The sequence below is a fragment of the uncultured Alteromonas sp. genome, from assembly GCF_963976965.1.
Classification (GTDB): Bacteria; Pseudomonadota; Gammaproteobacteria; order Enterobacterales; family Alteromonadaceae; genus Alteromonas; species Alteromonas naphthalenivorans.
In genome coordinates this window covers 1-12,038 of the sequence record NZ_CAXBMP010000012.1, presented here as the reverse complement: position 1 = coordinate 12,038, position 12,038 = coordinate 1, and the positions used below count along the sequence as shown (strand labels likewise).

Below are 12,038 nucleotides of genomic sequence, written 5' to 3'. Positions count from 1 at the left end.
CTATAAATTAAAGTGTTAATGGGACCAATGGATATGACTTATTTTCCAATGACCATTGATAAGGTTAAGTACCAGTGTTTCATTTCCTTGCTTATCAATTTGTTTACCTTTGTATGTGCCAAGGGTGTGGCTTCTGGCAATTGAGACCGCCGTATCCCCATAAACGCGAACATGATGTTCAATTGTTGTGGTTTTGACAGCCGCAGAAAATCGCATATCAGCGTGTAAATGATGTTGCCGATATTCTTCGGCACTGCGTTCTATTCGCGATCCCTCTAAAATAATGACTTCGGATGTCAATGCACTCATGACGTCATCCGCTTGGCCATTAGATAATGCTTCGTGATAAGCGAGCACACTGCGACCCGCTGCAGTATCCAAGCCACTGAAGTGAGTTGCAGAGCGCTCTATTGATTTGAGTGGCTCATGAGCAAACGTACTAAATGAAAGCAGCGCAATAGACAAAACAATCGTTAAAACGTAATTAATTTTCATATAAATCCAAAGTTAAGATTGAGGACCAAGAACAGTAGTCAAAACAGCGGTGATCAGAAAAATGCATAGTCCAATGAGCATTTCAATTTGGATCGAACGGCGCATTTCTATCGCTGCGTTACTGTGCGTTAAAAGCTTGGGGGTTGATTTTAATTTATGCCATGCGGCAAGCAGCAGGATCGCATTGACAAAGCCCAGCTTTAACAGCAGGCTTTGTCCATAGATTTGATTGAATAAATTACCTACAGAACCAACTAGCTCCCATGCTAGCAGAGTGCCGGCAAGGAGCAGCAGGCTCACCAGTCCTATAGCAAGATGACCAAATTTCCGCATCAGAGTGTATAGCGGTGTAGGCGATAGGTGTAGGCATGCTGCTGACAACGGCCAAAGAGCGCCCATCCAGCTTAGCGCGATGATCACATGCACAGCTAACGCATAACCATATGAACGTTCCAGTTGCACGGTATGCCCGGAAAGCATGAATACATATCCAATACTCCCCCACAGAATTATTGCACCAAGAAGAGTCACGATAAATTGAGGCGTTTTTTTGCGAGCGAGTTGCCAATAAAACGATCCACAAAAAGCAATGCCGACGATGAATATGCACAGCCGACTTATTGCAATAGTCCCTAAAGTAGATTGTGCAACCATACGTCGCATGACCGCATCAAACATGCCTGTGAAACCCGTTTGAGATAGCGACCCCACTTGGAAAAAGAAATCCAACGTAGTCGCGAAAACACCAACTAAACCAAACATAGCCATATACTTAATAATATGACCTTGCAGAAGCAGACGAACTTGAGATTGTTTTTCCAGACTAAATGGCACTAAAAGAAGGATAAGAAATCCGCCTAAAAGCGCCGACAGTCCTAGATAGACAGTAAGCTTCGTGGATAGGATCAATACTTCCCAAATTGCCATTTTAATCTTCCTCTTTAATGGTCTTTGTGTTGACTATGGGCTTTTTTGTCATCTTGCATGGACTTGCTTCCGTGAACCATGAAGTCAAATGAACCGTCCATTTTGTGCCCATCCTCACCAAGTAACATCCACTGTGCGGTATAGTTACCCGGCGATAACGTCGGTAAGTCGTAATTAAAGAAAGTGCTAGACTCCATCGATGGAGAAAAATTAAAGTCGACAGGCTCGCCGTTTTGAGAATTTAACGTCAATTTGGCCAAACGAACTGGCTCAGTAAAAACAACGGACAATTGTGGAGGCGATGACATTAACATCGCATTGTTTTTTGGCATGGACGTTTTCAACGATGTGTGAGCATAACTGCTTGTGCTCAAGAAAAGAGCGGTCAGTAAGAACGTTGACAATAGTGTTTTCATAAATAAACCTCGGTAGTTTTAAGTAGTAGTAAATGGTGAAAATGAATCGATTTGTATAGCATTTTCATTGACGGAGTAGCGTAATAGTAATTGGGTTACATCGTTCATCATTGCCGGAGGACCGCAGAGGAAAAACAAACACCGATGGAGGTCGCGATGTGTATCTAAAAATACGGCCAAAGGTATTTGCACGCGCCCCACCGGTCCACACCAAATTGAAGAGGCGTTTGAAACAATCGGTTGATAGGTAAAATTAGAATGTTGTGTTTCAACCGCTTTTAACCAGCAATGATTTGCCAATTCAACAGGGTGTTTGGCGCCATAAAAGAGGGTTATAGGCAGTGTCGAATGCAAGCCAAATATTAGTTCATCGATTAGAGCTTTTAGAGGTGCTATACCCGAGCCCCCACCGACCAACACAATTTCTCGTACACCAAGGTCATCAAGTAAGTTAAATCCCCCTCGAGGCGCAACTATATCAACCACCGTGCCGATGCTTAAATTACCAAGGTGAAAAGAACCGATGCCAGGTCTTTGGTTGTTAGATTGTGCCGGTTGCATTTTTATATTGAATGTAAGCACGCCACTACCATCATTTCGGTTTGCAACTGAATAATGCCTGACAGTGTTTGGATGGGAAAATGTAGCTGATTCAAAACGCGGCCAATAAGGCTGATAGCGTCTCGGTAAGTCTTTCGGAAACGCTAAAGATTGACCTTCTTTAATCGTGAATTGAACAAAACTGCCAGGCTTAAAATCCAGTGGAACACTGCCTTGATATTTAAATCTTAATTCTTTGATAAAGGGTGTAATGAATGTGTTTGAGAGCAACTCGCATGATACTGTTTTGGGGTTTGGAGACTCTACAAGCTGAACGTTGCCTTTCAAATCAGTGTTTTGCTGACAAGCTAAACGATACCCGGACAACAACCTGTCTTGAGATAAGCGGTATCGTTCTGCAACTGAAATGGCAGCCGATGGATCAAGGCGCACAATACATTGGCCGCATGTTCCCCCTCCCCCACATACTGACCCAATAGAAAGGGCGTTGTGCTGTAGACAATCCAGAAGTGATTCATTGTCCTTAGCAACGACGTTTTGGAGGTAACCTTGCTGATCTCGTACCACTAAGTCTTGCTTTCTATACGACCACCCAATGAATACTTGCTTATTTTTAACGAGGCTAACCAGCCACGTAATTCCTGAAATACTCAACAGCACAGTCAGTAACGCGAGAGCCTTGATCCACCAGTGATTAAATGAGCCGGTGTTCTGATAATCCATAAAGTGCAATAGCATCAACAAGTTTGTCCATTCCCTGTTGCTATCGACGACGCCGGCTAATTCCCCTGTCGATGCTCGGACATAAATGTGTGTCGTTTCTCTGTCTGATAAACGTACATGCCAAACCGATTGTTGCTCTTTGGGTAGATGCTCTATCGGCGGATCAACACGGCGCAAATCTTGAATAGGCGAAGTTAGCCGGAACTGATTGTTGACCAGATCACGGATATCGTTCGCTGTTAGTTCTATTTTATTTCCCTTTATCGCGTCTATTAACTCATACTCTCTTTCATTGGCATGTCTAGCATAGTGCGTCATAACCTTATAGGTCGGGTTTCCCAACAAGCTAAGCAGCTCAATAGAGAGTGCATTGGGTGAGCGTATAAGGACGTTCTCGACGGATATTAGGTTTGGCGTTAATACACTTCCTGCAATAGCGTCACTTGCGATTCTGGAGAGCGGTTTACTGTGCTCAGCCTGTCCGAGTAAAAAACCCGTAGCGAGCCAAACCATTAATTGTGAAAACACAATTAATGCAAGGTATTTGTGAATGATCCGCCAGAACATTTCAGTCAGCTGCCTTTCGCGATGACGAAAAGGAATAAGGCAGCAATAGCAAGCCTGCTAATGCGGCCAACAGCCCTATGATAGTCATGCTCACTAATAGTGTATTACTAACGTCTTCACCTTCTTGGTAATCCATAATATGGAGGCGCCATAACCAATCAAATACTTGCCAAGGGGCATGTCGAATATATTCAACCGTACCTGTGTCTTGACTGACGTAAAATGTTGGCGCAAGTGCGCCTTTAAATTCAACTCGCCATAATGGACGTCCTCGTTGCCCAACCGGACTATCCTCTTCGTTTTCACCCAGCAACGTGACACTGTCAACTTCATACGGTTGGTTTAAACGCGATATTGCGATGGCAGCGGCTCGCTTATCTGAAAGTGGCTCTATAATGTCACCAGACAAACCACTGATCAGAACTGTTTCACCGGCATGCATTAATCGATAAACAGGCTCTCCTCTCAAGGTTTCTAAGATGATTGAGGTCGCTTCAGGAAAGCGACTAAGTGCATCTTTGAAGCTAATCTCTAACCTTGATGATGACGAGAGTACAGGAGGCCCTTTTACAAAGTGATCGCCATGAATATAGTGAATATCAAACCACACCATGTAGAGTCCACTCATCGCCCACAGAAATATCTGCCCGCCGACTAACAGCATTAGAAAACGATGTAACCGACGAGCAAGGCGACGCATAACTACCAATTACTCATCGTTTTGAGCTGCTGTTTTCGCCATATTAAATAAATGGCTGGTAAAATAAGTAGCGTCAATAAAATCGCACTGACCATCCCGCCCACCATGGGCGCAGCGATACGACTCATCACTTCAGACCCCGTACCTGAGCCATAAAGTACCGGTAATAGTCCGAATATAATGGTTGCGGTCGTCATCATGACTGGCCGGACACGCAAACCCGCGCCATGCAATACGGCTTCGGTTAGCATTCCTACGGTGGGTTTGATACCGTCCATTTTGCATTTGTCGATTAACGCCTGGTACTCATGATTCAAGTACACCAGCATAATGACGCCAATCTCGACAGCGACCCCGGCCAATGCAATGAAGCCAACGCCCACTGCCACTGAAAAGTTAAACCCCTCTAAGTACATAAGCCAAATACTACCGACCATCGATAAAGGCAACGTTCCCATGATGATCGCTACTTCAATAAAATTGCGGAAGTTGAGGTATAACAAGATCACGATAATGGCTAAAGTCAATGGCACTACATAGGTTAATTTTTCTTTTGCCCGCAACATATATTCATATTGTCCCGACCACGTTATGGAGTATCCTGCAGGCAATACCAGCTCCTCACTGACGACCTGCTGCGCTGCGACGACATAAGAGCCAATGTCTACACCATCAATATCCACATACACCCAGCCATTAAGGCGTGCATTTTCACTTTTAATGCCTGGGGGACCATCTTCAATATACACATCCGCGACATCAGCCAACGCAATGCGTTTGCCTTGTGGTGTGACAATAGGCAACAATGACAATGATTCAGGTGATGAGCGATATGATTGTGGATATCGAATATTCACTGGGTAGCGCTCTAATCCTTCGACGCTTTGTGTAACATTCATTCCTCCAATCGCACTAGAAACAACTTGTTGAACGTCTGCTATGTTAAGACCATAGCGAGCGGCCCGTTCACGTTGGATATCGACTTTGACATAACGCCCGCCGGCAACGCGCTCTGAATAAACGGATGCAGTGCCCTCAACATCTGAAAGTATCGTTTCAATTTGTTGACCAATCTTTTGAATTTCCATAAGATCTGGACCTCCAATCTTGATGCCCACGGGGGTCTTAATACCGGTAGCCAACATATCAATCCGCGTTTTAATTGGCATAACCCATGCGTTCGTTAACCCCGGCAAATTAACCACAGCATCAAATTCTTTGATCAGATCCTGGGTCGTCATGCCTTCACGCCATTGATCTTGAGGTTTTAATTGTATAAACGTTTCTATCATTGTTAATGGCGCAGGATCGGTTGCCGTATCGGCTCGTCCGACCTTGCCAAACACCGTTTCGACCTCAGGAACGGTCTTGATCAGTTTATTGGTTTGTTGCAATAACTCGCGTGCTTTACCTATCGAAATACCGGCATAAGTCGTCGGCATATACATTAAGTCACCTTCATCAAGCGGCGGGATAAATTCGCTACCGATCTTATCAATTGGCCAAAGCCCAATTCCCAGTACTATAACGGCGACCAGCATGGTCAACTTGGGAAAACGTAATACCGTTTTCAGTGTTGGCATGTATAAAAACGTCAAGAACCGATTTACAGGATTCTTATGCTCCGCAAGTACTTTACCGCGCACAAAGTACCCCATCAAAACTGGCACCAAGGTGATCGCAAGCGCTGCGGAAGCGGCCATCGCATATGTTTTGGTGAATGCAAGCGGCGAGAACATCCTGCCCTCTTGCGCTTCCAGCGTAAACACTGGTACGAAACTAACGGTGATGATCAACAAACTGAAAAACAGCGCAGGTCCGACTTCAGACGCTGAATCTATGACGACCTGCCATCGATTTTCTTTCGTCAGGGGGGTTCGCTCCATATGCTTATGCATATTTTCGATCATGACAATGGCCCCATCGCTCATTGCACCAATAGCAATAGCGATCCCCCCCAAGGACATGATGTTCGCATTGATACCTTGCATATACATCACGATGATTGCCGTGATGATCCCGACAGGAATACTTATAATTGCGACCAGCGATGAACGTACATGAAATAAGAACGCGATACACACTAGGGCAACGACGATAAACTCTTCTACCAGTTTAGAGGCCAAGTTATCTACCGCCCGTTCAATCAAAGCTGAGCGATCGTAAACCGTGACGATTTCGACGCCATCCGGCAATCCTTTTTTAAGATCGTCGAGTTTAGCTTTGACTCCGTTAATGGTTGTTTGAGCATTTTCTCCAAATCGCATAACAACGATGCCGCCTACGGTTTCTCCTTCGCCATTCAGCTCAGCGATACCCCTGCGCATTTGAGGACCTAATTGCACATCCGCGATATCCCTAACCAACAGCGGCGTACCATTTTCATTCACGCCGAGAGGGATCGTTTCGATATCTTGTTTGCTTGAAATATACCCTGTCGCCCTGACCATATATTCAGCCTCAGACATTTCAATAACAGATGCGCCAACTTCTTGGTTGCCTCTTTTGATGGCCATTTGAATATGCGATAGCGGGATCCCATAAGCCCGCAGTTTTTCAGGATCAACTTTAACTTGATATTGCTTTATCATGCCGCCTAACGCAGAAACCTCAGAGACACCGGGAACGGTTTGCAGTTCGTACTTGAGGAACCAATCCTGCAGACTACGTAGTTGTGATATGTCGTTTTTGCCTGTGCGGTCAACCAATGCATACAAGTAAACCCAACCCACACCCGTTGCATCTGGGCCTAATTGTGGCCGAGCATTTTCAGGCAAATTGGGAGCAACTTGAGACAGGTATTCTAATACACGGCTTCGGGCCCAATAGAGATCCGTGCTGTCATCAAAAATGATGTAGACATATGAGTCGCCAAAGAAAGAATAACCCCTGACTGTTTTAGCGCCTGGTACCGACAACATCGCTGTGGTAAGCGGATAAGTCACTTGATCTTCAACCACCTGAGGTGCTTGTCCAGGGTAACTCGTCTTAATGATGACCTGGACATCAGATAGGTCGGGCAATGCATCAATTGGTGTATTCTTTAGCGTGAATAAACCACCGCCGATAATAATTAAGGTCGTCAGTAATACGAAGAAGCGGTTGGAAACTGACCATCGAATAATAGCAGCGATCATTCGTGTGCTCCTCCATGGTTGCTATGATCCATCGAAGCATCTTGGCTTTCAGACTGAATGCTCAGGATCCTAAAGTTGCCGTCAGTGATCTCAAACGTAAATGTAATGTCAGCACCGACCGTAAATTGGCTGATATCGATAGCGTCGCTCACGGTAAAGTCAAGAGTTGCCGCAGGCCTATCCCACTTTGGGATCGCTTCACGTGAAATATTGACTACACGAGACTGCGTATTGATGGCATTAATGGTGCCTGTCACCACTGCGCTTTGCGCTGAACTTGGTTCTGCTGATTTTACATGGATGGTTGTTACCAGATAGTCGCTATCACCGGTTTTGGTGATTTCAATATGCAAATCCATACCAGCTTCCAACTGTGATAAATCGATAGTGTCAGCAACAAAGAAATCCATTGTCATCGCGGGCCAATCCCACGCTTCAATTGCTCCGTGGTCAAGATTTAGCATTTTGTGTGAGGACATAACTGAATTAATCGTTGCTTCAGTCCATATAGTGCGTCCATTTATAGTCTGTGTATCAGCATTGTCGTCAATGATATGCACCGTCGTTACCACATACTGACCATCGTTTTCTTTACTAATTTCAATATGCGCCCCCATACCTTGCCGCAAACTCGTTAGGTCTACGTGGTTGGCGACAGTAAAATCCATTGTCATTTCTGGCCAATCCCATTCACTGATGGCGCCATGGTTCACTGTTATCATGTTATGTGAGGGCATAACATCGGTGATGGTGGCTTCGGTAAAAACCGACGACGGGAGTGCATCAGGTGCTTCCATACGTTTAAAATCTGAACTGATACTGCTTTCTGAATCGAGTAAAAAGTGTGCAGAGGTGACAATCTGATCCCCGTCGATGAGACCTGTAGTAATCTCAGTGTAGTCCTCTACCACTCGACCTACATCTACGGCAATGGACTTGAATTGCCCGTCACCGAACGCCAAGACAACACGATCTTGCGTGCCGGTTCTGATAACCGCTTCTGATGGCACAAGAACGTTGTCTGAGTCAAAGTCTGAATGTATTGTGATCTGGGCAAACATGTTCGGCTTAAGCGCGTAATCGGCATTTTTAAAGCGTAACCGAACCCGCAGCGTTCGAGTGCTCTGTTCAAGTGTGGGGTAGACGTAATCAACCTCACCCTCCCATGTTTTGCCGGGTAAAAAATCCAACGTCATTGTGACGGGAAGTCCAACAGTGACTTGCGCGGATTGCCGTTCAAAGATTTCAGCATCAACCCACACCTCATCCAACGCACCAATGGATAGGAGGGTATTGCCTGGCTTGATAAAGAATCCTTCGCGGATATTTAAATTGTCAACAAACCCGGTTTGCGGTGCCGAAAAAGTGATCGTTTGACGAACTTTTTTGCTCGATATTAAGGACTGAATCGCTTCATTTGGCATTTGCAACGCGTCTAACCGCGACCGAGCAGCATTGATCAAATCGTCGCTCCCGCGGCGCATCGCGATCAGCAGCTCTTCTTGCGCATTGACCAATTCTGGGGAATAGAGCGAATACAATGGTTCGCCTTTTTTGACATACTCTCCCGAGGCTTTCACATGCAGTGTATCTACCCAACCTTCAACGCGTGGGTGGATATGTATCAAAGTGTCTTCATTGTATTGCACATAGCCAACCGTACGAATAGGGACATGCAGCGAGCGGCGTTGAACCGATGCTGTTCTTACCCCTAAATTATTAACTACATTGGGTGATATGCTAATGGTTCCCGGACCTTCATTACCTCCCGTGCTCTCCTCATAAACGGGGACGAGATCCATTCCCATCGGAGATTTACCCGGTTCATCACGACGGTAATTGGGATCCATCGGTGCCACCCAATAGAGTGGCTGGGGTTCTGTGCTTTGCCCTGCTGCGTTAGATGGTGCATCAGAAGGAAGTAGGAATGTATATGCTAACGCAGTCATTGCACCGCCGATAACACATCCTAAAATAATGGCTTTCGTGTTATTCATTATTGTTCTCCGAATTGAGTCTTGGAAATACCTGCGGTGGTATTGAAGTAATAATTAAGTCGAATGTTTGTTCTGACGAGATCCACATCGATATCCAATGCATCAATACGCGCATTCAAATCCGCGATACGCGCGCGAGCAACTTCGGCGAAATCGCCGTCATCATTGGTGTAGGCATTCAAGGACGCATCAGCTTGTTCTTGCATTTGTGCTAATAACTCGTCGTTGTATAACGATTGCCTGTCAGTTAAACGTTCTCGCTCAGCGTATAACGACTGGATGGCAGACATCATTTCGCGCAGTGCGAGTAACTTGTCAGTCTTTATGGCTTCTGATTGATTTACGGCTGCAGAGACTTCTTTGTCTTGACGGTTTTCAGTAAAAATAGGTAAATCAAAACTAACACCGACTGACAAAAAATCAGCTCGACTTGCACCTGCCGGGGTATCATCGCGAAAAGCGTAACTGGCATTTACGCCCCATTGGGGTTTGTATTTTTCTTTAGCTAACTCAACCCCGGTTTGACTCGCTCTGATACGTTGATTAATGGATAAAATATAAGGGTGATCTGCGAGTAATTCCGCGAGCTGTTGTTGGTTTTTCCTTTTTACCATTAACAACGTGTTGTCAGTGATTTTTGCAATGGCAGGTAATGTATTAGGCAACTGCAACGCGCTAAATGCATCAAAGCCAAGTTGGCGTGCAGACTGCTGGTTTTTTAGGATCCATTCCAATAACTTACCTGTGGCGCGTTCTTCCAGTGCTTGTAGTTTTGTTAATCTGTCTTCTAACCGCGTCAATTCTAACTTTGCCCTAATGATGTCTTGCTGTCGCACGCGTCCAAGGGCGGTCGCATAATTCGCTTTGGCAATGTCACTGAGTTGCTCAAACAATGCCCTATCTTGATGGATTAGCTTAATACTCTGCTGCGCGCGATAAATTTCAAGCCAAATATCAGAGACCTGCACACGTGTGCGGGCGATGCGATCAGCACGCATTAATGGGTGCTCGGCGGCTTGCTCTCTTAATTGACGAGAACGAATATCTAACGAATCCCCTCTGGGGAACATCTGCGAAACCCCTGCCTTAAGTTGCGTCATGGGTTCTTGATCGAATGCGAATCCATCTGTTGGTAAGTTCGCCAAACCAATATTAACTACCGGGTCCGGCAAACTAGCGGCTGCCACGCTACTTGAAACAATGGCTTGCTCGCGATACTCACTGCCTACAAGCCAAGGGTCGTTGTTAATCGCGATTTCAACAGCCTGCTCCAATGTCAATACCGACTTGGTTTGACTTTGGGCGAGCCCAGTATTCAAAAGCGTCATTAGTACAATGACATGAAATGAAAAGCGTCTCATTAGAATTGCTCCTCATAGGTATTAACTTCGGCATAAGTGGTTGCGCTGCCATCGTCATTGAGTTGCAGAATAAGATAAGGACGAAATTGATCACCGACTTCCATACCAGGTGAGCCAATTGGCATAGCCGGCACACTGAGTCCGATGGCGCCTTCAGGTATATTGTCTAAAAATTGCTGAATGAATTTTGCTGGAATGTGACCTTCAAAAACAAAACCGCCTGGGGACAATGCCGTATGGCACGAACGGTAATTAGGCGCAATACCATATTTGTCTTTAATTCGAGACATTAACGTAACATTGGATACGTCTGCGTCGAACCCGTGCTCTTCAATATGGTTCACCCACTTTTGGCAACACTTACAAGAACGGCTTTTGTAGACTGTTAAGGATGTTATCGGGGATTCAGTCACTGCCTCTGAATCGTTATTAATCTGTGTTGCGTCGGTACATGCTGATAAAAACAGTGCAAACACCAAGGCTATCCACATCGAGCGATGCGTAATAATTGACATAATTACTTTCTCATTTCTATTGTTTAAATAAATGGCTTGCTACGAACATTCGACTAACAAGCGATATCATTGCCCGGATTCTAGACGGACTTATCCTGCTTAAATGAGAGAGTGTTTCGGAGGGCGCTGCAATCCACCTAAAAAGATTTGGTTTAGGTTTGGGTTAAGAGACTGAATACTCAGCGACACGCCATCGGGTGACGAATGAGCTTGACTAGAGAGAAGACCAATATGAAACATCGCCATTGGACAACAGCAATCTTGCTGACAACAATCATTCATATCATCGCTTTGTGAGTGTTTCATCATGTCATGAGCGCTTTGCATATCGTGAGATCCGAGATCCATCACCGCTGCCATTTCGTCACTGCATGGCATTTGCGCGAATACAAATGACTCACTCATTTGCACACTGAGCAATGCAATAACAATAAACATTTTAATGAAAGCGCTTTTCAAGTTCTCGTCATTCCATAGTTTTTGACAGACAGCAGTCGATGACAGCTTAATCACTGAATGAGATGTTAGCACCCTCGCCTGACAACCAGATTACCGGCACATTACAATTCGGTAATATAAACAATTGTAACCGTTCAGCAGGGCCCTATTGACAGCTAAATATATTTATTTTCAGTGATC

The 12,038-nt window shown here is 45.1% G+C and carries 10 protein-coding genes; all 10 read right to left on the bottom strand.

Going from position 1 to position 12,038, the window contains the following annotated elements; genetic code table 11:
- Window positions 1–15 precede the first annotated feature (15 nt).
- The 10 genes from AAC006_RS10840 to AAC006_RS10795 all read right to left on the bottom strand — a co-directional run bounded on the left by AAC006_RS10840 (window position 16) and on the right by AAC006_RS10795 (window position 11,837).
- Complete coding sequence (locus AAC006_RS10840; protein WP_044447434.1) at window positions 16–495, bottom strand: nuclear transport factor 2 family protein; 480 nt, start codon at window positions 493–495, stop codon at window positions 16–18.
- 12 nt (window positions 496–507) lie between these two features.
- Window positions 508–1,422, bottom strand: coding sequence for a CopD family protein (locus AAC006_RS10835; protein WP_126873368.1), 915 nt, complete (start codon window positions 1,420–1,422; stop codon window positions 508–510).
- Window positions 1,423–1,436: 14 nt separating this feature from the next.
- Window positions 1,437–1,838 carry a copper resistance CopC family protein gene (locus tag AAC006_RS10830; RefSeq protein ID WP_071978933.1) on the bottom strand — a complete coding sequence of 134 codons (402 nt, stop codon included), beginning with the start codon at window positions 1,836–1,838 and terminating at the stop codon, window positions 1,437–1,439.
- Window positions 1,839–1,856: 18 nt separating this feature from the next.
- Window positions 1,857–3,689, bottom strand: coding sequence for a 2Fe-2S iron-sulfur cluster-binding protein (locus AAC006_RS10825; RefSeq protein ID WP_071978932.1), 1,833 nt, complete (start codon window positions 3,687–3,689; stop codon window positions 1,857–1,859).
- Between the two features lies 1 nt (window position 3,690).
- Window positions 3,691–4,389, bottom strand: a complete 699-nt coding sequence (locus AAC006_RS10820) for a peptidase (protein ID WP_126873369.1) — start codon at window positions 4,387–4,389, stop codon at window positions 3,691–3,693.
- A gap of 2 nt (window positions 4,390–4,391) precedes the next feature.
- A complete protein-coding gene (locus tag AAC006_RS10815) occupies window positions 4,392–7,526 on the bottom strand; it encodes an efflux RND transporter permease subunit (protein WP_126873370.1) in 3,135 nt (1,044 codons plus the stop codon).
- Window positions 7,523–9,523: an efflux RND transporter periplasmic adaptor subunit gene (locus tag AAC006_RS10810; RefSeq protein WP_044447422.1), complete on the bottom strand. Its 2,001-nt coding sequence runs from the start codon at window positions 9,521–9,523 to the stop codon at window positions 7,523–7,525. Before AAC006_RS10810 ends, AAC006_RS10815 begins: the two co-directional genes overlap by 4 nt.
- Entirely contained in the window at window positions 9,523–10,884 is a 1,362-nt protein-coding gene (locus AAC006_RS10805) for a TolC family protein (RefSeq protein WP_123324646.1), read from the bottom strand. Before AAC006_RS10805 ends, AAC006_RS10810 begins: the two co-directional genes overlap by 1 nt.
- Window positions 10,884–11,399 (bottom strand): DUF411 domain-containing protein, encoded by a 516-nt coding sequence (locus tag AAC006_RS10800; RefSeq protein WP_126873371.1) that lies wholly within the window; start codon window positions 11,397–11,399, stop codon window positions 10,884–10,886. The genes AAC006_RS10805 and AAC006_RS10800 overlap by 1 nt, the downstream gene beginning before the upstream one ends.
- 99 nt (window positions 11,400–11,498) lie before the next feature.
- Window positions 11,499–11,837 carry a hypothetical protein gene (locus AAC006_RS10795; RefSeq protein WP_231401119.1) on the bottom strand — a complete coding sequence of 113 codons (339 nt, stop codon included), beginning with the start codon at window positions 11,835–11,837 and terminating at the stop codon, window positions 11,499–11,501.
- Between the last annotated feature and the right edge of the window lie 201 nt (window positions 11,838–12,038).

What these genes read in the sequence shown, in the direction of transcription:
- AAC006_RS10840 (WP_044447434.1), bottom strand. Translation starts at nt 495, where the DNA reads ATGAAAATTAATTACGTTTTAACGATTGTTTTGTCTATTGCGCTGCTT.
- AAC006_RS10835 (WP_126873368.1), bottom strand. Translation starts at nt 1,422, where the DNA reads ATGGCAATTTGGGAAGTATTGATCCTATCCACGAAGCTTACTGTCTAT.
- AAC006_RS10830 (WP_071978933.1), bottom strand. Translation starts at nt 1,838, where the DNA reads ATGAAAACACTATTGTCAACGTTCTTACTGACCGCTCTTTTCTTGAGC.
- AAC006_RS10825 (WP_071978932.1), bottom strand. Translation starts at nt 3,689, where the DNA reads ATGTTCTGGCGGATCATTCACAAATACCTTGCATTAATTGTGTTTTCA.
- AAC006_RS10820 (WP_126873369.1), bottom strand. Translation starts at nt 4,389, where the DNA reads ATGCGTCGCCTTGCTCGTCGGTTACATCGTTTTCTAATGCTGTTAGTC.
- AAC006_RS10815 (WP_126873370.1), bottom strand. Translation starts at nt 7,526, where the DNA reads ATGATCGCTGCTATTATTCGATGGTCAGTTTCCAACCGCTTCTTCGTA.
- AAC006_RS10810 (WP_044447422.1), bottom strand. Translation starts at nt 9,523, where the DNA reads ATGAATAACACGAAAGCCATTATTTTAGGATGTGTTATCGGCGGTGCA.
- AAC006_RS10805 (WP_123324646.1), bottom strand. Translation starts at nt 10,884, where the DNA reads ATGAGACGCTTTTCATTTCATGTCATTGTACTAATGACGCTTTTGAAT.
- AAC006_RS10800 (WP_126873371.1), bottom strand. Translation starts at nt 11,399, where the DNA reads ATGTCAATTATTACGCATCGCTCGATGTGGATAGCCTTGGTGTTTGCA.
- AAC006_RS10795 (WP_231401119.1), bottom strand. Translation starts at nt 11,837, where the DNA reads ATGTTTATTGTTATTGCATTGCTCAGTGTGCAAATGAGTGAGTCATTT.